Annotated in this window: 19 protein-coding genes; 13 read left to right on the forward strand and 6 right to left on the reverse strand. The window is 60.4% G+C overall.

The features are described from left to right. Positions 1–12 precede the first annotated feature (12 nt). From MGMAQ_RS15275 to MGMAQ_RS15285, 4 genes are all read left to right on the forward strand, one after another. Entirely contained in the window at positions 13–792 is a 780-nt protein-coding gene (locus tag MGMAQ_RS15275; protein ID WP_046022229.1) for a succinate dehydrogenase iron-sulfur subunit, read from the forward strand. Between the two features lie 454 nt (positions 793–1,246). Next, the gene (locus MGMAQ_RS15280; protein ID WP_046022230.1) at positions 1,247–3,181 is read left to right on the forward strand and encodes a hypothetical protein; all 1,935 of its coding nucleotides are present in this window, start codon (positions 1,247–1,249) and stop codon (positions 3,179–3,181) included. A 75-nt stretch (positions 3,182–3,256) separates the two neighbouring features. Then, positions 3,257–3,415, forward strand: coding sequence for a hypothetical protein (locus MGMAQ_RS21125; RefSeq protein WP_158498878.1), 159 nt, complete (start codon positions 3,257–3,259; stop codon positions 3,413–3,415). A 25-nt stretch (positions 3,416–3,440) separates the two neighbouring features. Next, positions 3,441–3,818 carry a hypothetical protein gene (locus tag MGMAQ_RS15285; RefSeq protein ID WP_148560989.1) on the forward strand — a complete coding sequence of 126 codons (378 nt, stop codon included), beginning with the start codon at positions 3,441–3,443 and terminating at the stop codon, positions 3,816–3,818. Between the two features lie 6 nt (positions 3,819–3,824). On the opposite strand, the gene MGMAQ_RS19815 is transcribed toward MGMAQ_RS15285, so the two are convergent. Next, the gene (locus MGMAQ_RS19815) at positions 3,825–4,562 is read right to left on the reverse strand and encodes a tetratricopeptide repeat protein (protein WP_052716441.1); all 738 of its coding nucleotides are present in this window, start codon (positions 4,560–4,562) and stop codon (positions 3,825–3,827) included. A 310-nt stretch (positions 4,563–4,872) separates the two neighbouring features. Here MGMAQ_RS19815 and MGMAQ_RS21460 point away from each other — a divergent pair, with 310 nt between their 5' ends. The 3 genes from MGMAQ_RS21460 to malQ all read left to right on the forward strand — a co-directional run bounded on the left by MGMAQ_RS21460 (position 4,873) and on the right by malQ (position 9,754). Next, entirely contained in the window at positions 4,873–5,307 is a 435-nt protein-coding gene (locus MGMAQ_RS21460) for a DUF2934 domain-containing protein (RefSeq protein WP_065814697.1), read from the forward strand. 129 nt (positions 5,308–5,436) lie between these two features. Next, positions 5,437–7,581: a glycogen debranching protein GlgX gene (glgX, locus tag MGMAQ_RS15300; RefSeq protein WP_052716442.1), complete on the forward strand. Its 2,145-nt coding sequence runs from the start codon at positions 5,437–5,439 to the stop codon at positions 7,579–7,581. A gap of 28 nt (positions 7,582–7,609) precedes the next feature. Continuing rightward, a complete protein-coding gene (malQ, locus tag MGMAQ_RS15305; RefSeq protein WP_046022233.1) occupies positions 7,610–9,754 on the forward strand; it encodes a 4-alpha-glucanotransferase in 2,145 nt (714 codons plus the stop codon). A gap of 45 nt (positions 9,755–9,799) precedes the next feature. Here malQ and MGMAQ_RS15310 read toward each other — a convergent pair whose 3' ends face one another. Beyond that, the gene (locus MGMAQ_RS15310) at positions 9,800–10,570 is read right to left on the reverse strand and encodes a hypothetical protein (protein ID WP_052716443.1); all 771 of its coding nucleotides are present in this window, start codon (positions 10,568–10,570) and stop codon (positions 9,800–9,802) included. 142 nt (positions 10,571–10,712) lie between these two features. On the opposite strand from MGMAQ_RS15310, the gene MGMAQ_RS15315 reads away from it, so the two are divergent. After that, positions 10,713–12,248, forward strand: coding sequence for an ATP-binding protein (locus MGMAQ_RS15315; protein WP_052716444.1), 1,536 nt, complete (start codon positions 10,713–10,715; stop codon positions 12,246–12,248). A 266-nt stretch (positions 12,249–12,514) separates the two neighbouring features. Here the strand turns inward: MGMAQ_RS15315 and MGMAQ_RS15320 are convergent, their stop codons facing one another. Beyond that, positions 12,515–13,546: an IS110 family transposase gene (locus MGMAQ_RS15320; protein ID WP_046020119.1), complete on the reverse strand. Its 1,032-nt coding sequence runs from the start codon at positions 13,544–13,546 to the stop codon at positions 12,515–12,517. 266 nt (positions 13,547–13,812) lie between these two features. Next, a complete protein-coding gene (locus MGMAQ_RS15325) occupies positions 13,813–14,370 on the reverse strand; it encodes a DUF924 family protein (RefSeq protein WP_046022234.1) in 558 nt (185 codons plus the stop codon). Positions 14,371–14,472: 102 nt separating this feature from the next. On the opposite strand from MGMAQ_RS15325, the gene pgk reads away from it, so the two are divergent. The 4 genes from pgk (at position 14,473) to MGMAQ_RS15345 (ending at position 17,058) form a co-directional block, all read left to right on the forward strand. Next, positions 14,473–15,666 (forward strand): phosphoglycerate kinase, encoded by a 1,194-nt coding sequence (gene pgk / locus MGMAQ_RS15330; protein WP_046022235.1) that lies wholly within the window; start codon positions 14,473–14,475, stop codon positions 15,664–15,666. 100 nt (positions 15,667–15,766) lie between these two features. Continuing rightward, positions 15,767–16,177, forward strand: a complete 411-nt coding sequence (locus MGMAQ_RS15335; RefSeq protein ID WP_046022236.1) for a bacteriohemerythrin — start codon at positions 15,767–15,769, stop codon at positions 16,175–16,177. Between the two features lie 49 nt (positions 16,178–16,226). Continuing rightward, positions 16,227–16,754 (forward strand): NUDIX hydrolase, encoded by a 528-nt coding sequence (locus MGMAQ_RS15340; protein ID WP_046022237.1) that lies wholly within the window; start codon positions 16,227–16,229, stop codon positions 16,752–16,754. A 58-nt stretch (positions 16,755–16,812) separates the two neighbouring features. Then, the gene (locus tag MGMAQ_RS15345) at positions 16,813–17,058 is read left to right on the forward strand and encodes a hypothetical protein (RefSeq protein WP_046022238.1); all 246 of its coding nucleotides are present in this window, start codon (positions 16,813–16,815) and stop codon (positions 17,056–17,058) included. Here the strand turns inward: MGMAQ_RS15345 and MGMAQ_RS15350 are convergent. Continuing rightward, on the reverse strand, positions 17,055–17,624 hold the full coding sequence (locus tag MGMAQ_RS15350; RefSeq protein WP_052716445.1) for a class GN sortase: 570 nt from the start codon (positions 17,622–17,624) through the stop codon (positions 17,055–17,057). The two genes, MGMAQ_RS15345 and MGMAQ_RS15350, sit on opposite strands and share 4 nt — an antisense overlap. Beyond that, complete coding sequence (locus MGMAQ_RS15355; RefSeq protein ID WP_046022239.1) at positions 17,621–19,819, reverse strand: marine proteobacterial sortase target protein; 2,199 nt, start codon at positions 19,817–19,819, stop codon at positions 17,621–17,623. Before MGMAQ_RS15355 ends, MGMAQ_RS15350 begins: the two co-directional genes overlap by 4 nt. A gap of 216 nt (positions 19,820–20,035) precedes the next feature. Here MGMAQ_RS15355 and MGMAQ_RS15360 point away from each other — a divergent pair, with 216 nt between their 5' ends. Then, complete coding sequence (locus tag MGMAQ_RS15360; protein ID WP_046022240.1) at positions 20,036–21,238, forward strand: pyridoxal phosphate-dependent aminotransferase; 1,203 nt, start codon at positions 20,036–20,038, stop codon at positions 21,236–21,238. Positions 21,239–21,275: the final 37 nt, after the last annotated feature.

A 21,275-nucleotide genomic window follows, 5' to 3' on the forward strand; every position in this document is an offset into this window, starting at 1 on the left:
GAGAACAGGCACATGGTTGAATTTCTGCTTCCCCCCAACTCCCGGGTCCACCAGGGCAAGGCCCACCAGGCACCGGGCGGGGCGACCCATACCCGGACCTTCAAGATCTACCGCTATGATCCGGACAGCGGGGCCAATCCCAGCGTCGATACCTTCGAGGTCGACATGGATACCTGCGGCCCGATGGTGCTGGACGCCTTGGTCAAGATCAAGAACGAGATGGACCCGACCCTGACCTTCCGACGGTCCTGCCGCGAGGGTGTCTGCGGGTCCTGCTCCATGAACATCGACGGCACCAATACCCTGGCTTGCACCAAGCCCATCGCCGACATCAAAGGCGAGGTGAAAATCTATCCGCTGCCGCATATGCCGGTGATCAAGGATCTGGTCCCCGACCTGACCGTACCCTATGCGCAGTATGCCTCGGTAGAGCCCTGGCTACAGACCATCACCCCGCCACCGACCAATGGCGAACGGGAGCAAAGCGTCGACGAACGGGCCAAGCTGGACGGGCTGTGGGAATGCGTGCTCTGCTTCTCCTGCCAGACCTCCTGCCCCAGCTACTGGTGGAATTCAGACCGCTATCTGGGTCCGGCGGTCTTGTTGCAGGCCTATCGATGGATCGCCGATTCCCGAGACGAATTCACCGGCGAACGGCTGGATGAACTGGAAGACCCTTTCCGGCTCTATCGCTGCCACACCATCATGAACTGCACCGCTACTTGCCCCAAGGGCCTCAATCCAGGCGAAGCCATCGCCGAAATCAAAATGGCCCTGGCCAAGCGGCGCTAGATCACGTCGTGTTTGATCGGATTCGATCAAACATGAAAAACGTGATCGATTCCAATATGGTCGCGCGTGTCTAGCGGGTCCGATTGGACCCGACACGCGCTAGATCACCTCGCGTTTGATCGGATTGGACCCGACATGCGCGAAGCCCATCCGACATCATTGGTATCCATGAACCGGCTCCCTGTTTGGGGGCCGGTTTTCCATGCCTGCGCTCCGAGACAGACCATAGATAGGTATTTTTTATTATATAACTGTTGACATACCTATTTCAGACGGATAGCATCCTCTCAACGACCACCCCCTGTGCGTCCGCTCTCAATCCATAGTCCCTGCCATAACAAGGCATTGAACCCCAGGAGGGCCGAGGCCCGCCGGGGGTGTCGTCGTTTGAACATTTCATGATCAACCTACGCCGCCCCCGTTTGGGCGGTTTTTTTATGAAAGGAGACCCGCCATGGGTTCCACCGAACAATCAGCCATGCCGGAAACCAAGTCCCCCACCGCTCCGGACCTGTCCCCGCCGTCGTCACCGGCCTTGGCACCGGCCCCCGCCTTCACGGCATACTCCCCGGACGACGGGCCCCTGGGCAACCAGTCGCCGGGCCTGGGCGGCGGCAACGATTGGCTGGCGCCGTCCTCCAATCAGGCATCCGTCAGCCCGGACGTCGAGGGTTTCCAGACCCTGACCAAACCCAAGCCCCCGCAACCCGCCACCGGTGATCCTTCCCAATCGGAGAACAATCGCTGGGCCACCCAACAACTGGAGAAAATGGCCAAGGAGAAATCCAAGCCCACCGTCCAGCCGGTGGGCTCGCAAGAGGACTATAAGACGGACTTCCGGAAATCCCCGGTGACCGCGCAGGCGGTCGCCGACGAGATTGTCGCCTGCAAGGATCCCCTGGACTGGTCCTGCACCGAGAACCAGAAGGTGATGACCGCGCCGGGCTACTTCAAGGACGGCCACCCGAAAAACGACATCGTCCGGCCCAAGGTGGATCAATGGTTCAAGAACACCTTTCCGGGCACGGTGGACCTGTCCGGCGGCCAGTCGGCCAGGGCCGTCGCCGATTCCGACCCGGACTCGCGGCGCAAGGTCGATGACCATATCAATGCCGGCAAGGGGTTGCGCCCGGCGGCAACGGGGGCCGTGGGCGACACCCTCCAAGGCAGCGTCCAAGGCGACCTGATTGGCGGCTCGGGCGCGGATGATCTGTCAGGGTCAGGGTCAGCTCAACCATCAGGCCTGCTGAGCAGCACGTCGGAGGCCTTTGTCGATGGGCTGCTGCAATTGCACCCCGATAGCCTAAAAGCCCATAATCCGAACCTGCGCGAGAAATGGCATGCCGGGCTCATGGATCTGTCCATGAAGGCCGGGTTGGACAAGCATCAGGCCCGGGATCTGGCCGACCGGATCGTCGGTCGATCGGATGGCAGCGGTAAAAATCCTTTACCCCTAGTCGACTTCACCCCCGCAGGAGTCGCCACGGCGGTCAACGAGGCCCTGCATGATTTCAAGAAGGGCGACTGGATCCAGGGCGGCGTGACCGCCGTCGCGACGATCCCCGGCCTCGGCGCGGCGGCCAAACAGGCCAACAAGGGCCTCAGGAATGCCCTCGCCAATGCGCCTCAAGGTCGTACCAAGCAGAGTAACTCCCTTGCACAAAACCGCCCGAACATCTATAATCCCCCCAGTGGGACAACCCGTCCCTTCGAGGCCGACTACCCCAATGGAGCCAAGACCGATGAGCAAGGACGACTCACCCATGACATCGAAGGACGGCCGCTTGCTGTCGGAGGGCGAATTGCAGGTCGTCGAATGGTTCAAGGACGCGAGAAAGCCATCCCGCCAGAGGAACTTAACCCCATCGCAAAGGAAGGAACGGGCCGACAACCTGAGAGCAGCCCGTCGTCACAGATCGATGGGTCTTGGGGTGAGACACAAATTGACCGGACAACAAGAAAGCCCCTCCAAGTAACTGTTGCCCAGGAACTCACCCCCGAGGACGCACCCCTTGTCCTTGCCCACGAAGTGGGCCATGTGATCGATCAGGCGGCGGGGGAGATCCCCGTCACCGGCCTGGAGGACGAACTGGGAAACCTTTACCACACCCTCAACGCCCCGCAACGGACCGGCGAGTTCCCGACCCCCAATCAGCCCCGCTTCACCCCCGAGGTACACGGCTACGATGCGGAAAACACCCCCCGGGAACTGATGACCGAGGCCATCCGCGCCTATTTGGCCGACCCGGCTTATCTGAAGACCGTGGCGCCCAAAACCGCCAAGGCCATCCGGGCGGCGGTCAACGGTAATCCGGCCCTTCGCAAGATCATCCAGTTCAACTCTGCCGCCGGGCTCGCCGCCCTGGGGGCCGATGACGACGAAGAATGATCCGGCTTCGATGTCCCGGAGCGGGCCACCCGGGCCCTGCTCCGGGGCGATACGGAGGCCGCCCTGGGCCATCTGATGCAGATGGGCCTGGACACGGTGAAGATCAACAAGGTGCTGAAAGCCGGTGGCGCGCAAGCCGCCCAAGCCCTGGCCAAGGCCATGCCGACCATCGGTGGCACCTGGATGGCCAAGGACCTGGCCAAGCGGGGGCTGGCTCGATCACGTCGTGCTTAATCGAATTCGATTAGGCACGATAAACGTGATCGATTCCAATAAGGTCGCGCCTGTCCATCGGGTCCGATCGGACCCGACAGGCGCAAGGCCGGTGGTCAGCGAGGCCATCGCCCGGGGCTTGAAGAATGGCCACAGCCCCGCCGAGGCCCTGACCTACGGGGTGTTCTCGGCCCATGCCAAGAACAGCCTCAACAAGGCCACCGAGGCGGTGATCGGCAAGGGCAAGGATCTGAGCAAGGTTGTGCTTTCAGAGGCCCAGCAGGCCCGGATCCGCGACGCCATGACCGACGACCTCCTGAAGTCAGGCGCCGCCTATCTCACCGATGTGAGGAAGGAGGTGCAGGGACGGGTGGTGAAGACGGTCCTTGATCAGATCTTCAAGGGTGATCGTTCAGAAAAGTAAATAGAACTAATCTGTCCAACAATGCTCGGGCACGGGAATTGGTGGATCTGGAATATTTTCCAGATCAGGTCTCCAATCTCGTGCCCGGCGCTCGCCCTCTTTAAGAGAAGCAAGAATTTTTGGATCATTTGAAGTTTGGAGTCTATTGACAACACTTCGTGCTTCTTCGTTGCCTGTTGAAGCAGCAATCACAATTTCCATATAGCCATCGTCATTTTCAGAATATGGGTTAAGGATTTCAAGTTGCCCTACCCGAACCAGAGCGCGAGGAAAGCCCTGTGCTGCCGCTCTCTCTACCCAATCGAGAGCGGTGAAATCTAATCCAGGTTTATTTCTCAGCAATAGAAAATATGCCCATTGCCCACTCGCATAGCCATTCTCCGCCGCCACCCGATAGAGGCATTCGGCCTTGTCCAGATCCTTGGGCGTTCCGCTACCATCCTCGACCATATACCCCAGCGCGTAGGCCGCCCGGCGTAGCATGTCGCCGTCTTCGGTCTGGCGGGCGGCCTGTTTGTACCAGCCCATGGCGGCCTTGAAATCTTGCATCACGCCTTTGCCGAAGCGATAGAGATCGCCCATCCAATATTGCGCCCGGGGATCCCCCGCCTCGGCCAGGGGATGCCAGGCCTCCCGGGCCGCGACAAAGTCCCCGGCCTCGTAGGCCCCCATGCCCGCCGCGAAATCCGCCTGGGCCGGAATGGACCAGACAATCAGGATGGAAAGAAGAACAAAAACACGCATGGAGAGAGTATAGCGACTCCCCCCGCCCCCTGCCAGTAAGGCTTTTTAGCAGAGGCCCCCGATTGCAAGGAGCGGTCACCACCAGCGGCAGCCTGCCCGATTGACGACCTGGGGCCGGTCGTGAGGATGGGCGGTTCCTTGCGTCTGCGGGGGCATTGCACTGTGCTTCGCCCTTGTTATACGCCGGGCTCCTGGCCCTTCGTGACGTTAAACTTTTTTATATGTGAAATTTCCTGATGCAATGTGACGGCGGGTTGATTAGATTTGCGGCTTATAAATCCCAACCTCTATGACATAGGGACCATGCATTATGACCGAGCCCCTCGAAGAACGGATCCGCAAGCGCGCTTATGAAATCTGGGAGGCCGAAGGTCGGCCCGCTGGATTTGAGGCAGATCACTGGGCCCGCGCCGTGCAGCAGATTTCCGATGAGGAAGCCGCCGCCACCAAAAAACCCGCCGCAAGCAAACCTGCCGCTAAAAAGGCTGCTGCGCCGAAGAAGGCTGCCCCGGCCAAGAAACCGGCTGCTAAAAAACCGGCCGCCAAGCCCGCCGCGAAAAAACCTGCCGCGAAAGCTGCCGCCAAACCTGCCGCAAGAAAGCCTGCTGCGCCGAAGAAGGCCCCGGCCAAAACCGCCGCCAAAACTACGCCGGCCAAACGTTCGGTGGGATCGGAGGTCGCCGCCCAGGTTGCCAAGGTGACCGCGCCGATTAAGGCACCGACCAAGGCCGCCCCCAAGAAGTAGGTCCGACAGACCTGCTTTGAACCCGGTTTGCACGTCCGTCACACTCTGATTTGAGGGGCGGTTCGGGCGTGTTTTTCCTGTTGTCGGACGTGCCGTTAAGGGGTACGTCTGGGGGCGAAGGGAATGCCCATGCCCAAAGCCACCGAGCGCAAAATCTGGCCCGGACGCCCCTATCCTCTGGGCGCGACCTGGGACGGGCGCGGCACCAATTTTGCCCTGTTTTCCGAGAACGCCGAGAAGGTCGAACTCTGTCTGTTCGACGCTGCCGGACGCAAGGAAGTGGAGCGCATCGCGCTGCCCGAATATACCGAGCAGGTCTGGCATGGCTACCTGCCCGATTTGCTCCCGGGAACGCTCTACGGCTATCGGGTCTACGGCCCCTATGACCCCAATGCCGGGCACCGTTTCAATCACAACAAGCTTCTCATTGACCCTTACGCCAAGGCGCTGACCGGTTCGCTGCCATGGAAGCGTTCCCACTATGGCTATAGGCTAGACAGCTCCCGCGAGGATCTGAGTTTCGACCGCCGCGACAACGGCCGTTGGGTGCCCAAGGGAATCGTCACCGACACCTCGTTTAACTGGGGCGGCGACCAACTGCCGGACGTCCCTTGGCAGGACTCGTTAATCTATGAAGCCCACGTGGCCGGGATCACCGCCCGGCATCCCAGTGTTCCCGATGCCCGGCGCGGGACCTTTGCCGGCCTCGCCCATCCAGACATTCTGGATCACCTGGTCAAGCTGGGAGTCACCGCCATTGAGCTGCTGCCGGTACAGCCTTTTGCCGATGAATCTCATCTCGTGCAAAAGGGGCTGAGCAACTATTGGGGCTACAATCCTTACACCTATTTTGCCTCCGAGCCGCGCTACCTGGCCACCGGCCACCCCAACGAATTCCGCACCATGGTGCGGAACTTCCACGAGGCGGGCATCCAGGTGATCCTGGACGTGGTCTATAACCATACGTCCGAAGGCAATCACCTGGGGCCGACTGTCAGCTTCAAGGGCATCGACAACAAGGCCTATTACCGCCTGGTCCCCGGCGACGAACGCTTTTATGTCAACGATACCGGCTGCGGCAATACCTTGGACCTGTCCCACCCCCGGGTGCTTCAGATGGTCATGGATTCCCTGCGTCATTGGGTACAGGAAATGCATGTGGACGGCTTCCGCTTTGACTTGGCCACCACCCTGGCCCGCGGGTCCAGCGGGGCTTTCAATCCCCGGGGCGCCTTTTTGGCCGCCATGCGACAAGATCCGGTGCTTTCCCGGGTGAAGCTGATTTCCGAGCCTTGGGACGTGGGCATGGGCGGATACCAACTGGGGGGCTTCCCTCCCGGTTGGTCGGAATGGAATGACCGTTATCGCGATACCCTGCGCGCCTTTTGGATTGGTCAGGCATCCGGCGTGGCGGATGTGGCCTCGCGGCTTACCGGGTCCAGCGACATGTTCGAGCTGTTGGGCCGCAAACCGCGCGCCAGTGTCAATTTCATCACGGCCCACGACGGCTTCACCCTGCAGGACTTGGTGTCCTACGACCACAAACACAACGAGGCCAACGGCGAAGACAACCGCGACGGCACCGACCATAACGTCAGTTGGAACTGTGGGGTTGAAGGCCCTACCGATGATCCCGCCATCCTAGCCCTGCGCGACCGCCAAAAGCGCAATCTGATGGCCAGCCTTTTCCTGTCCCAAGGCTTGCCGATGCTCGTCGCCGGGGATGAGTTGGGCCGCACCCAGCACGGCAACAACAACGCCTACTGCCAGGACAACGAGATCAGTTGGGTCGACTGGGAAAATATGTCGGAATCCGATGACGCTTTCCTGGAATTCGTCCGCACCATGAGCCAGTTGCGTCGGGACCACCCGGTATTCCGCCGCCCGCGGTTTTTCCATGGTGAGTATATCGAAGGCTCAACGGTCAAGGATATCACCTGGCTGTCGCCGGACGGTCGGGAATGGCATGACGACGAATGGGGACAACCGCACCTGCGCTGCTTCGGTTTCCACCTGGGGGGTGACACCGGCGAATACTACAGTCGCGCGGGTACCCGGCAATTGGATGAACATTTCGTGGTGCTGCTCAACGGCCATCATGAAATGATTCCGTTCCGCATGCCGCCGGAAGACCTGGGCGAAGGCTGGAAACCCCTGCTCGATACCGCCCGGCCGGAACTCAAGGCGTTGAAGAATACCTACGGCGCCATGGAAGCCTATCCGCTCGTCGATCATTCGCTGGCCGTTCTGGTCCATCACCGTCACAAGCGCTGAGTTTATTTGTTCCAAGGGGGATCCCATTTTGTCCGACATACTGATGCGCCTCGCCGCGGCTGCGGGAATCGAGGAAGGCTATTGGGATACCTTCGGCAATCATCATGGCGTTGACGACAATGCCCGCCGGTTCTTGCTGTCTTGCATGGGGATTGCCGCCGACAATGACGAAGACGCGGCGCAATCCCTGCTCACGATCGAAAACCGGGACTGGAAAAACCTGTTGCCCCCGGTCTGTGTTGGCCGGGGCGATCAGCCGCCCTCTGTAGATGTCTATATACCCGAAAACCAGGGAAGCAAGACCCTGACTTGGCGAATTGTCCTTGAAGACGGCGAGGAGCGCTCCGGCCGCAGCCGCTGCGGTGACTTGCCCACCTGGGGCACCCGTCATGTGGAAGGTCGGGAATACCTGAAAAAGTCGTTGCGCCTACCCGGTGGATTGCCGATCGGCTATCACGACTTGGAAATCGACTTTTCGGGACGCACCGCAAGCTGCCGCATTATCCAGGCACCCAGTCGATCTTTCCTTCCCGACTGGCTCAATCGGGGCGAACGCAAGTGGGGTCTGGCCAGCCATCTATACGCCCCCCGACATAAGACCGATTGGGGCATTGGCGATTTCACCACCCTGCGCAAGATTGTCGGCCTGGGACACGATCTGGGTGCCGACGTGATCGGCCTCAATCCGCTGCATGCACTGTTCCCGGGCTGTCCGGAACATGCCAGCCCCTATTCCCCTTCCAGCCGCTTGTTCCTCAATCCGCTGTTCATCGATCTGGAATCGGTACCAGAGTATAAGGCGGTGAAAAAGGATCTTCCCGCCGGGTTTGCCAAACAATTGGCTTCGGCGCGCAAAACCACTCATGTGGACTATACGCTGGTCGCGGCGCTTAAGAACCAGGCCTTTGCACTGATGTTCGACGCTTTCCAGGATTCCAAGGGCGAGCGGCACAAAGCCTTTGATGCGTTCCGGGCCGACATGGGCCGACCATTGGAGATCTATTGCCTGTTCGAAGCTTTGACCCAACGCTACGACGGCAAGCGTTGGTCCACTTGGCCAAAAGGCTATCAGAACCCCGAGGCGAGAGCCGTGAAGGCCTTTGCCAAGGAAAACCCCGATCGCGTGAGCTATTTCGCTTATCTTCAATGGCTGGCCGACAGCCAATTGGGTGAGGCCGCCCGGGATACCGACAAGGCCGGCATGGCCGTGGGTCTGTATCGGGATTTGGCCGTGGGCGTGGATCCCAACGGTGCAGAGGCCTGGGCGGACCAGGCCTCCATCGCCGGAGGAGTACAGTTCGGGGCACCGGGCGATGCTCTCAATCCGCTGGGCCAAGCCTGGGGGGCACCGCCTTATCTGCCCCTGGCCCTGCGCGAAGCGGCCTATGCGCCGTTTATCGCCGTGCTGCGATCCAATATGCGCCACGCCGGAGCCCTGCGCATCGATCATGCCATGGCCTTGCAACACCTATTCTGGATTCCCAACGGTGCCGATGCCCGCAGCGGCGCCTATATCTCCTACAACATGGATGAAATGCTGGCCGTGGTGGCTTTGGAAAGCCACCGGCAGGAATGCCTGGTCATCGGCGAGGACCTGGGCACCGTCCCCGAAGGCTTCCAGGAGCGCATGGACCGAGAGGGCATTCTTTCATACAAGGTGCTGTACTTCGAGCGCTGGCCCGATGGGCTGTTCAAGCGCCCCGATGCTTACCCGCGGTTATCCTTGGCCACGCCGACCACTCACGACCTGCCGACCCTCTTGGGCCATTGGAAGGGTGATGACCTAGCCATCCGGCGGCGGCTCCATTTATTTGAGAACGAAGACCAGATCAACGGCGACGAGGCCAACCGGGTTCAAGACCGGAATATGCTGATCGATGCGCTTGTGGACCAAGGACTGTTGCCCCCCGACTTCTCGCGCCATGAATCCCTTTCGGATGACGATCGCTTGAAATTCCTTACCGCCGTGCACGGTTTCGCCGCCCGGACCAACAGCGCTTTAGCAATGATCGGCATTGACGATCTGGCCATGGAAATGGAACAGCTCAACATGCCGGGCACGGTGACCGAATATCCCAACTGGCGCCGACGCATCACACCGACCATTGAGTCGCTGGCGGGGCGCGAGGACGTCCGGCATCAGACCCAAGGCGCAAGGGACGAGCGAGGTTAGATCACGCAGTGCGTTTCCGCCACACGCGTTTCTAAAATTTCGGGTTTAATCCCCGGAAAGCCCCAGAATAGCCTTCCGATCCAACCGCGTGGCAATGGCCTCCAATCGCGCCAGAACCTTTTCCGCATCCGGATAGGTTTTGGAGAGCACCAGGTACACATCCTTGCTGGAGAGAAGATCGTGGGCAAGCCCCAAGATGGGCTTCATGGCCAAGACTTCCTCGGCCGGATGCACATAGTCCACCAAATAGTCGGCGCGGCGGGCCGCCAGCATATCGACCGCCGCTTCGTGTTTGATCGCCACGTTGTTGGTGATGCTATTGGGCTTGTCCCGGATGAATTTGCCAATACCGCCGTAGCTATAGCCGTGAATGGTGATGACACTTTTTCCAGCCAGATCTTCCAGCTTGCCAATGGGTGCCGTATCCCCATGCCGATAGACCCGAATATCCACGCTGGCCACGGGTAGGGTTCCGTATAGACAACAATCCATCAGGCGCGAGGTTTTTACCAACATGGAAAAATTCGAGGACCCGTTCTGCAGATTATCAAACATCCGCAGCACCGGAAGGCTCTTGCCATGCCAGGGAATCCCGGCCTCCCTGAACAGGGCATCCGCCAGACGGAGCAAGGGGTTATCCGGCTCGCCTTTTTCGTTGAGCTTGATGGTCCAGACCGACTGATTGGGGAAGGTGTATTCTATTTCCGGATAGGGTGATTCCGCCCGCGCTCTGTCTGTCGGACCGACTCCCATCATCACAACGACCGTCAAACCGAACACGATCCAGCGTCCTACACGTCCGTGGCGGTTTGTCATTCTGAATTCCTTTGCCGGTCAAAAAATATTGAAGCAATGGCTAAAAAAGCAGTGTTCCTGACATCACCCATTGTATGGCTTGGTGCTTGAATTTACAATAAACCCGTATGGAATCAGCGCCGGATGGTCATGATTCGGAGCTTTGGAAAGGTTGTTTCAGGGCTCCTCTTGCGGCAACAGCGGGATCAATCCTTCTTCCATGGTCATCATCTGGAAAAGACTGGGTAAGTTTTCGAAAATTGGTCGGCGTCTGATCATCCGAATTGTCGCCTTTAGTTCCTTGGTCACCTTGGTGATCACGGCCATTCAGCTGATGATGGAATACCGGGCTCAACGGGCGGACCTTGATACGTTGCTGGAAGAAGTGCAGGTTTTTTTGCCGCAAATGGCCGCCAGCGTCTGGATTTTCAATGATGAACAGGTCACCTTGGGGCTGGAAGCCCTGGTGCATTTGCCCGCCATTGAGCGGGCTTCCATCGTTACCAGTAATGGGGAGGTACGGTGGAAAGTGCGCGCCGGAAATGGCGAGGATCAGGTGGAGCGCGTCTATCCGCTGACGTTCAACGACCGGGGAACCGAGCAACGAATCGGCACCATTCATATTGGCGCCTCTCTTGATGCGATCCATCAAAGGGTTCTTTCCCAAGGGATCACGATCTTGATCAGCAATGCGATCAAGACCTTCCTGGTGACCGCCTTCATGTTCTTCTTGTTCCATACCATGGTGACCCGTCGGATCTTTGATCTGGCTACTCATGTGGAACACCTGTTCGTGCCGCCGGCAACCACCAACGCCTCCATGCTCGAGGTTACCGACGCCCCCGGAGAGCCGGACGATGAAATAAAGGTCCTGCGGGAAGGTTTTGATGCCCTTAGTCGCCGATTGCTGATGGCGGCCCGGGATCTGCAAGACAGCAACGCCGATCTGCAACGGGAAAACGAGGAACGCAAGTTGGCCGAGCAGCGGCTGGTGTTGTCGGTGGCGGAATTGACCGAAACCAACGTGGAGCTGGAACGCATGACCTATGTGACCGCCCATGATCTGCGCGAACCAACCCGCTCCTTGGCCAATTTCTCGCAGTTGCTGGAGCGGGAATGCGGCCCGGTCATCAATGAGAAAGGGGCGGAATACCTGGCCTTCATCCGAACCGAAGCGACCCGACTTTATGAAGAGGTCAACGACCTGCTGAATCTCAAGTCCTTTGGCCGTGATACCCTCAACCTCCAGACCGTCGACTGCACCAAGGTCGTCAACGGCGCATTGCTGGCCGTGAAACCGCTGATCGATCAGAAACAGGCCATCATCGAAATATCCGACCTGCCCACCCTGACCGCCGATGGCGCCCAATTAAACCGATTGTTCCAGAACCTACTGGCCAATGCCTTGAAATATGTCCCGGGCACCCGGCAACCGGAAATCACCCTGACCGCGCATCAAACGCCCGAGGCCTGGCGGTTCGAAGTCCGGGACAATGGCATTGGCATCGAAGAAAAGTACCACGCCTATATCTTCGAAGCCTTCCGGCGGCTTCATACGCGGGACCAGATCCCGGGAACCGGCATGGGTCTGGCAATCTGCAAGAACATTGTCGCCAACCATGGTGGTCTCATCTGGGTGGAGTCCTCCTCGGACCAGGGAACCTGCTTTGCCTTTACCATCCCGTTCGGAAAAGACTGAAGAGGGGATCTAGCAGGCTGCTTCTGTAATCGAGTCATTTGAGTCAAGCTGATTTCCAAGCCGTCGGTTTGAACCTGGGTTATGTGGCGCCCTTTGCTTCTGTCCGCGGTCGACGTCGTCGCCGCATGATGGGGATCAAGGGGGATCGGGTGCAGCAATCTGAAAAGCGTGGTCTTACGCCACTGCAGCCTGCGCGCTGTCATCCGAGCCCCGCGCGTCGCCACGCGTCCTGGCCGCCCTTCAGGCGATCTCGGTTTTCGTTGTGTTTAGATGGCGGTCTCCTCCTTGCGGTACTGGAAGTCCGTGCCGTCGATCCACATGCGATGCATGATTACGGCGAGACGCCGGGCAACGGCTACCTTGGCGCGTTTCATCCCGCGCCTTTTGGCGACCGCGAGCCCCCAGTGTTTGAGCCAGGACCAACGGCGGGTTCGAGTGAGAAGTGCATTGGCGGCCTCGAACAAAAGCCAACGAACCATGGCATCTCCGCACTTGCTGATGGGGCCGCTTCGGTCCTGCTCTCCCGAGGCGTATCTGCGTGGGACAAGCCCGAAGTGGGCGCCGACCATGACCGACTTTTGAAACCGTTCCGGCACGTCGAGTCCTGTCCTGAAAGCGAGGGCGGTAACTGGGCCGACGCCGGGAACGGTCATCAGGCGCCGGCAAACGCTATCATCGCGCGCAGCGGCATGAACCTGCCGGTCGAGCTTGTCGAGTTGTTCGAGCAAGGCTTGGCGCGCAAGCAAGAGCGGCTCGGCGGCTGCGCTGAGGTGCGGGTTATCAGCCGTCAATTCCCGAACCCGCGCCGCGAAAAGGCGTCCGCGCGCCATACCGACCTTGAGGCCGAAAGCTTTCAATGTTCCTCGTACCGTATTGGACAACTGACGGACCTGATGAACCAGGGTCTCCCGATGGGTCAGCACCATCCGGAGCTCCTGACTGCGCGCGGTCTTGACGTGGGTCGCGCGGTACAAACCGGTCCGCATCGCCTGGCTGATCAAGCGGGCGTCGCGACGGTCCGTCTTGACTGGGCTGGCGCTGGCAAAGGCCTTCATTTGCCGGGTCTCGATACAAATCACAGGGAGGCCCCGACTGGACAGTCCTGCGTACAGCCAAGGCGCCAGAGGGCCAGCTTCCAACCCAATTCGCGCAAAGCCACGCCCGCTTTCCTCGAGCCAAGTGGCGACCGCCTCGGGTGTGCTTGACACCTTGCCTTCGCGAATGACGGTTCCCTTTGCATCAATCTCACAGATCGAAATGCTTGCCATCGATACGTCCATTCCAACAAAATACTCCATAGCTGGTCTCCTCTGTTCCATGTCCAGGAATTGACCCGGATACTTGATCAAGACCGAGTGTGGAGACCAGCTGACTGTCTAGGCAATCCCTGACTGCTCGATTACCGCCATCTGAAAAAGTCCGATTTCGAGCCTGTGGCGACACATGCTTCGACAAGCTCAGCATGAGGGCCTTTGAATAGCCTCACCCTGAGCTTCCTCATCCCGAGCTTGTCGAGGGACGAAGGGCGAGGCGGGCCGTAGGACAACACTTTTTCAGCAGCCTGTTAGAACGAGGAGCCCGGCTGATCGAGAAAAGCCAACTCTTCTGGCGTACTGGGACGCCCCAACACGGCATTGCGGTGGGGGAATCGGCCGAAGCGGGCGATAATATCCCGGTGGGCCACGGCATATTGGTAAAGATCCGGGTCCCTCAGATCCTCGACCAGCCTTAAACAGTCATCCTGATCGGCGAGAATTTCAGAATGCTCGAAGGGCAGGTAAAAGAACAGCCGCCCATATTTGCCGAACGGCCGATCATGGCCCATGGCGAGCGCCCGGCGGGCCACCGCCCGAGCGTGTGAATCCTGAGCAAAGGCTTTCGGATCGCCCCGGTGGAGATTGCGCGGCAGCTGATCAAGCAATAGGATCAAGGCCAAGGCCCCTCGCGGCGTTTCCGACCAGGGGTCCAGATCCCCTTTGGCCGCCCGCTCTGCCAGATCCCCGAAACGGGTGCGCAAAGTCTCGTCTGTCTCGTCGGATTTTATGAACCACCAAGCTTGGTTGACGGTGCCGTCGCCGATCCAGAAGTCCACCAAATCATCGATGCGGGCCTTGTCGTCCATGTGCCGTCTCCCGGATTGGCGCAAACCAAGGCTTGCCTTTCGGGGCGTATATTAGCATAACTTCAGGCAATCAAGCATCCTGGATAGGGGGAGGAGCAAACAATGAGTGCATTCAAGACAATTGATACCCTGGACGTGGCCGGCAAGCGGGTTTTCGTGCGTGCTGATTTGAACGTCCCGATGAAAGACGGTGTGGTCACCAACACCACCCGCATCGACCGTACCGTGGCGACCTTGAAAGAGCTGTCCGAAAAGGGTGGACGGGTGATCGTCACCAGCCACCTGGGCCGCCCCAAGGGCGAGAAGAATCCCGAGTTCACCATGAAGCCGGTGGCCGAAGCTCTCGGCAAGGCCATGGGTCAGGATATCCCTTTCGCCACGGATTGCGTGGGCAACGATGCCAAGGCTGTCATCGACACCCTGGGCGATGGCGATATCTGCATGCTGGAAAACCTGCGCTACTACGCGGGCGAGGAAAAGAATGATCCGGCCTTTGTGGATCAGTTGGCTGACCTAGCCGACGTCTATGTCAATGACGCCTTCTCCACCGCCCACCGGGCCCATGCCTCCACCGAAGGCCTGGCCCGGAAGCTGCCCGCAGCCGCGGGCCGTTTGATGCAGGCGGAACTGGAAGCGTTGTCCAACGCCCTGGAAAGCCCGGCCCGCCCGGTTGCGGCCGTGGTCGGTGGCGCGAAGATCTCCACCAAGCTCGAGGTGCTGGGCACGCTGGCCTCCAAGGTCGATGTGCTGATCATCGGGGGCGGCATGGCCAACACCTTCCTCAATGCCAAGGGCGTCAACGTGGGCAAGTCCCTCTGCGAGCACGAAATGGCCGAGACCGCCCGGGAAATGCTGGTCGCGGCGGAAAAGGCCGGTTGCACCGTGATGCTGCCGGTTGACGGCGTGGTCGCCAAGGAGTTTGCCGCCAACGCGGCCAACCAGGTGGTCGACATCAACGACATTCCCGAAGACTCCATGGTTTTGGACGCCGGACCGAAGACGGTTGCGGAACTGTCCGCCAAGCTCAAGGAATGCAAGACCATCGTCTGGAACGGTCCGCTGGGCGCTTTCGAAATCACGCCCTTCGACAAGGCCACCGTGGCCCTGGCCCAGGAAGCGGCCGAGATGACCAAGGCCGGTACCTTGCTGTCCGTGGCCGGTGGCGGCGATACGGTGGCGGCGCTGGAGCATGCCGGGGTCAAAGAGACCTTCTCTTATGTCTCCACCGCAGGCGGTGCTTTCCTGGAATGGCTCGAAGGCAAGGATTTGCCGGGCGTCGAAGTGGTTCGTGCCTAATTGACCCAAATCAAGCCTTCCACTGGAAGGCCTGCGCGCGTAATAAAAAGGGGTACGGCATCGTCCGTACCCCTTTTGATTCTGCCCGTTGGAGGGTTCCATGATCGAGTGGCGGGATGATCTTAGCGTCGGCATTGATACGCTGGACCAGGATCACCAGGAAATCATTCGGCTCATCAATGCCTTTATCGAATCCGTCGAGACCTCCTTGGGCGTGGTTACCATTCACGATCGCTTCCGGGCCTTGCAAAAAGTCGTACACAGGCATTTCGCCGACGAGGAAACCATGATGCGGCAGGCCGAATTCGAGGAATTCGATGCTCACAAAATGCAGCATGACCGCCTGGGCGAGGAACTGGACCTCCTGTGGGATAAAATGGTTCTCGATCCGGTCTTCAAGGCCGATGACGGCATGAAGGAATGGCTGGAAAGCTGGCTGTTCCGTCATGTGATCCGGCACGATTTCGAATACCGCCCGGCCATGTGGCGACTTCAGTCTCCTGGCTTTTGAAATCATTATCCCCTTGCCCGGATCGGGCGGTCTTTGTCACACTCAATGAATGACTTGGTCTTCCATACCCTATGGGCGCCGGGGCGCGCCCTTTGTCACCGCGATCCCGGAAGGAGATGATCGGGAACGCCTGATCTGTCCCGATTGCGGCTTTATCCAGTATCAGAATCCGAAAATCATTGTCGGGGCCGTCTGCACTTGGGAAGACAAACTCCTGCTCTGCCGCCGGGCCATCGAGCCGCGCAAGGGCTTTTGGACCATGCCGGCCGGTTTCATGGAAATGAACGAAACCATCGCCGAGGGGGCCGCCCGCGAGGTATGGGAGGAAGCCCTGGCCAAGATTCATATCGAGGGTCTGCTGGGCATCTATGAAATCCCCCGAATCGGCCAGACCTATATGATCTACCGCGCCCGCATGGTTTCCGCCGACTGCGGTCCCGGCCCGGAAAGTGCCGAAGTGGCGCTGGTCCAATGGGAGGATGTACCCTGGGACGACTTGGCTTTCCCGTCCGTGAAATGGGCGTTGGAGCTCCATCGCCAGCCCCCGGGCCCGCCAGCCTTCACCGTCGCCACCTAGGAAGTTTTTTGCTATGCTTGTTGACCAGCCGTTAACCGCGCGGGAGTAAGCTGGACTCATGGATCCGGTTACCAGAAGCCTTGACGATGCCCTTAAAGGATTGGACTCCGCCAAGTCCACCGCCGGCACCCGTGCGCGCGGGTATGACCAAGCCCGTGACGTGGAAAACCGTGCCCGATCATTCAATCAAGAAACCAGCGAGCAGGAAAAACACGCCTTTTTACGCCTGGACCGGGTGCTCAATTCCGGCGAGGCTCTGCGCGAAGATGTGCCGCGCGGCTATTACCTGAACCTTCTCGTTTAAACTCTCTCGGCTTCCACCACATACCGAAGGGGCCCACCCGGTACCAAGGCCTCGAAGGGCCAGCAGGTGAGCAGCATCAGCCGCGGGTCTTCAGGATCACTGCGCACGGCGGCCTCGTCCTCGTGCACGACAAATCCATCCAACACCCGATAGGTCCGGGTCCAGCCCGCCGAATCGGTGAGCCGCAGGCTGTCGCCGGGAATCAGCTCCCGCAGAAAGGCCATGTGGGTATCGCGATGCCCGGCGATGACCGTGGTCCCGGGACCATTGGGCGGCTGGCTGCCATCCTGGTGCCCCGGACCCCAGGCAATGGTCCGTCCGGTGGCCCCGGCCAGCACGATCAGATCGATACCCAAGCGCGGCACTTCCAATCGGGCCACCGGATGGGTATCGGCCCAGGGCCAGGGTTCTTGGAGCTGGCCACTGGTCAGGCTTTCGGCCCAGGCGGAGCGGATCAAGTGCTGTCCGAGCCAGGCCTTGGCTTCGATCAGGGCGCCGGACCCGGCCTGCCAGAGCCCGAGCCCCAGCAGCACCGTTCCAGCCATCAGGCGCAGACGCCCGCTCATGACCAGCCTCCCCTTGCGCGCCGTCCCCAAAGCAGCAGTCCGGCGCCGATCAGCAAGGTCAGCCCGCCGACCATCAGCCGCAGATCCGCCGCCGTCGCGCCTTGGGCATGGAACAGATCCTGGGCCATCATCATATTCGCCGGAGCGGCGGCCTTGCGCGGCAAGGACGACGGCGGCGCGGACGCGGGGGTACTGAACAGTTTTTCCAGGTCCCAACCATGCGGTGGCAGGCTGGGCACGGCGCGAGATGCCAGATCCTCGCCCTGGGGCCGGGACGGGGTCTGATCCACCGCCACGAGACTGGTATAGTCGCTGACCAGTTGATGGGTCAGGGCCAGATCGATCACGTCCAGGCGGATCTCCTCCGAAGCGCGTCCCTCGTAGCGCTGATCATTCAGGCCTTCGATCTTGGTTCGTGCCCACAGGCGAGCAATGCCTTGCCCCCGGACGGCCTTGTCCAACGGGATCGTGCTGCTCCAATCCAGACCACCCTGCCAGCCGCCCAGACTGATCCCGCCCGAGACGTCGTCGAGGCGCGCGGTAAGCAGCAAGGGCTCTCCGGCATAGAGATCCGGCAGATTGCGAGGCCAGGCATCGGCCCGGGCGGACCGGGAAAACACCGCCCGTAGATCGGCTAGAACCGGCGCTTCGAGTTTTTTGAACAATTGGTCCATACGCTGCTCCACCTGCGCTTCTTCGGCGATGAAGGTATAGGTCCCGCGCCCCAGTTCGGCGCCCTTGCGCATCAGATAGCTGTTGGGCGCCGAGCCGATGCCGATGGTGAACAGGCGCGAGTCGCCAATGCGGCGACGGATGTGCGAGAGGATCTCCATCTCGTTACCCACCGCGCCATCGGTCAACAGGATGATCTGGCGCACCCGCTGGGCGTCGAAACGTCCGTCCAGGGCTTTGTGCAGGGCCGTGAGGATTTCCGTGCCGCCCTCTGCCGACAGATTGGCGACAAACCGCCGGGCCTGGGTCAGGCTGCGCGGCGTCGCGGCCCGGGCTTCGTCGAACAGGGCCGTGGAGTCGCTGGAAAAGCGGATGATGTTGAAGCGGTCGCGCGGCCCCAATCCGTCCAGCGCCTTAAGCAATGCTGCCCGGGCACCATCCATGGACAGTCCCTCCATGGAGCCGGAGGTATCGACCACGAAGACCACCTCGCGGGGCAGGAGGTTTTCCCGCAGTGCTTCCGGAGTCGGCGTATGGATCTGGGCGAGAATGTAGTGGGCGCCGTCATTACCGGTCTCGGTAAACAACGACACCGCCGGCTCGTCCGCCGCGCGGGGGGTCCAATGCAGCACGAAATCCCGATCTGCCGGAACCTGACCATCTTTCAGGGTCACTTGTACCGCGCCGCCCTCTTCTTCGGCGGTGACGACGATCTCATGGCTGGGGCTGGAAATGGCGGCCAAGGGCTGCCCGGCATTTAATCGGATGGAAAAACCGATGGGATTGGTCCCGGCGTCGGGATGGATCAGCGGCGGGGTGATGCGTTCGGCATCGGGCACTTGATCCGTGTTGGCGCCCCATCCGTTGCCCGCCTCGCCCAGAACCTTCTGACGACCCGGAATATATCGTGGGGTCATGGTGGCGGGAAAGCGCAGTTCATAACGTCCCTCGGTCCAGCGAATCACTTCCTGGAAGCCGATCTCCACCGCGATTTTGCCCCGGGGCGGGATATTGGCCACGGCGGTGGTGAACAGGTTGGGGCGCTCCTGGGTCACCAGGCTGGCTTTCTTGCCCTGACGCTTGGCGGTCTCGTAGTGACGCCGGGCCTCTTCCTTCTCCTTGATCTCGCCCTCTATGATGCGGTCGTCCACCCGCATGCGCAGGCTGTCCACGGCGGCATCCTCGGGCAGCGGAAATACATAGCTGCCTTCCACCCACTGGGCTTCCGGATTGACAAACAACTGCCGCACCCGGGTACGGGCCAGGGGTCCGACGATCTCCATCTGGATCTGGGTGGCGACAGCTGGAGCCTGGGTGGGCTCGACCAGGAAGGGAGTGTCCTCCTCGCTTTCCGGCGACGAGACAACCGGCTGAAAGACCATTTCGGCCCGTGCGGCGGCAGAGACAATAGCGGTGGCCAACAAGACAGCGACCGTCCCCATGGCAAGCAAGATCCCTGGCAAAGGAGAGCGACGGCGATGGCTGATGGCGTGAGGTGCATGGAAATCCGGATGGCGTGGCATGGCAAGTCCCCTGGGTTCAGTTTGGCGTGGTGACAGGGAACAGTTCACTCTTTCCGCATGGCGGAAAGCGGGTGCCAATAAGGCCATTTGGAGATTATTTGCGGCGGGAATGGGGCGGCCAAGAATGCTGCCTCTTGCCTCCCCCCCTTAACCCCCTTAAGGTTCGCCGCCGGAAACCGTTCATCTTCGTATTAGCCATCAACAGGAAACCGACCCATGCCGTTCATTGCCTCGCGCCTGAGCCTGATCAAGCCCTCGCCGACCATTGCCGTGTCCACCAAAGCCGCCGAACTGAAGGCCGCCGGGGTGGACGTCATCGGCCTGGGTGCCGGAGAGCCGGACTTCGATACGCCGGACCATGTGAAAGAAGCGGCCAACGCCGCCATCGCCGCGGGCAAAACCAAATACACCCCGCCGGCCGGAACCGTGGAGCTGCGCCAGGCGATCAGCGACAAGCACAAGCGCGACAACGATCTGACCTACACGCCCGACATGATCCATGTGGGCTGCGGCGGCAAGCAGACCATCTACAACGCCATCATGGCCACGGTGGAGGAAGGCGACGAGGTGATCATCCCGGCGCCCTATTGGGTGTCCTATCCGGATATCACCCTGCTGGCCGGGGGCACGCCGGTGCCGGTGGCCTGTGCCGAGGAAAATCAGTTCAAGCTGACCCCGGCGGACCTGGAAGCGGCGATCACCGACAAGTCCAAATGGCTGATCCTCAACTCGCCCTCCAACCCCACCGGCGGCACCTATTCCGCCGACGAGTTGAAGGCCATCGGCGAGGTGCTGAAGAAGCATCCCCACGTCTGGGTGATGACCGATGACATGTATGAGCATCTGGTCTATGACGGCTTCGAGTTCACCACCATCGCCCAGGTGGTGCCGGAGTTGTTCGACCGCACCCTGACCCTGAACGGCGTGTCCAAGGCCTGGGCCATGACCGGCTGGCGCGTGGGATGGGCCTGCGGTCCGGTGGAGATCATCAAGGCCATGAACAAGATCTCGTCCCAGAGCACCACCCATACCGCTTCCATGTCCCAAGCGGCTGCCGTGGCCGCCCTGAACGGGCCGATGGACTTCATCGCGCCACGCAACGAGGCCTTCATCCGGCGCCGGGATCTGGTGGTGGAGATGCTCAACGACTGCGAAGGCATCACCTGCCTGAAGCCCGAAGGGGCGTTTTATGTCTATCCGTCCATCGCCGGCTGTATCGGCAAAAGCACGGCGGACGGCACCAAGATCGAAACCGACACCGACTTCGTCACGGCCTTGCTGGAAGCCGAAGGCGTGGCGGCGGTACAGGGCGAGGCCTTCGGTCTGTCGCCCTATTTCCGGGTGTCCTACGCCACCTCGGACGAAAACCTCAAGGAAGCCTGCACCCGCATCAAGCGGTTCTGCGAAGCCCTGAGCTAAACGGGTATTGATTGAATTGGTGGACGGGGCGGTTCTT

The organism is Magnetospira sp. QH-2, assembly GCF_000968135.1.
GTDB lineage: Bacteria > Pseudomonadota > Alphaproteobacteria > Rhodospirillales > Magnetospiraceae > Magnetospira.

Excerpts from the sequence above, each read along its gene's own strand:
- MGMAQ_RS15275 (WP_046022229.1), top strand. The coding sequence starts at position 13 with ATGGTTGAATTTCTGCTTCCCCCCAACTCCCGGGTCCACCAGGGCAAG.
- MGMAQ_RS15280 (WP_046022230.1), top strand. The coding sequence starts at position 1,247 with ATGGGTTCCACCGAACAATCAGCCATGCCGGAAACCAAGTCCCCCACC.
- MGMAQ_RS21125 (WP_158498878.1), top strand. The coding sequence starts at position 3,257 with ATGCAGATGGGCCTGGACACGGTGAAGATCAACAAGGTGCTGAAAGCC.
- MGMAQ_RS19815 (WP_052716441.1), bottom strand. The coding sequence starts at position 4,562 with ATGCGTGTTTTTGTTCTTCTTTCCATCCTGATTGTCTGGTCCATTCCG.
- MGMAQ_RS21460 (WP_065814697.1), top strand. The coding sequence starts at position 4,873 with ATGACCGAGCCCCTCGAAGAACGGATCCGCAAGCGCGCTTATGAAATC.
- glgX (WP_052716442.1), top strand. The coding sequence starts at position 5,437 with ATGCCCAAAGCCACCGAGCGCAAAATCTGGCCCGGACGCCCCTATCCT.
- MGMAQ_RS15310 (WP_052716443.1), bottom strand. The coding sequence starts at position 10,570 with ATGACAAACCGCCACGGACGTGTAGGACGCTGGATCGTGTTCGGTTTG.
- MGMAQ_RS15320 (WP_046020119.1), bottom strand. The coding sequence starts at position 13,546 with ATGGAGTATTTTGTTGGAATGGACGTATCGATGGCAAGCATTTCGATC.
- MGMAQ_RS15325 (WP_046022234.1), bottom strand. The coding sequence starts at position 14,370 with ATGGACGACAAGGCCCGCATCGATGATTTGGTGGACTTCTGGATCGGC.
- pgk (WP_046022235.1), top strand. The coding sequence starts at position 14,473 with ATGAGTGCATTCAAGACAATTGATACCCTGGACGTGGCCGGCAAGCGG.
- MGMAQ_RS15335 (WP_046022236.1), top strand. The coding sequence starts at position 15,767 with ATGATCGAGTGGCGGGATGATCTTAGCGTCGGCATTGATACGCTGGAC.
- MGMAQ_RS15340 (WP_046022237.1), top strand. The coding sequence starts at position 16,227 with ATGACTTGGTCTTCCATACCCTATGGGCGCCGGGGCGCGCCCTTTGTC.
- MGMAQ_RS15345 (WP_046022238.1), top strand. The coding sequence starts at position 16,813 with ATGGATCCGGTTACCAGAAGCCTTGACGATGCCCTTAAAGGATTGGAC.
- MGMAQ_RS15350 (WP_052716445.1), bottom strand. The coding sequence starts at position 17,624 with ATGAGCGGGCGTCTGCGCCTGATGGCTGGAACGGTGCTGCTGGGGCTC.
- MGMAQ_RS15355 (WP_046022239.1), bottom strand. The coding sequence starts at position 19,819 with ATGCCACGCCATCCGGATTTCCATGCACCTCACGCCATCAGCCATCGC.
- MGMAQ_RS15360 (WP_046022240.1), top strand. The coding sequence starts at position 20,036 with ATGCCGTTCATTGCCTCGCGCCTGAGCCTGATCAAGCCCTCGCCGACC.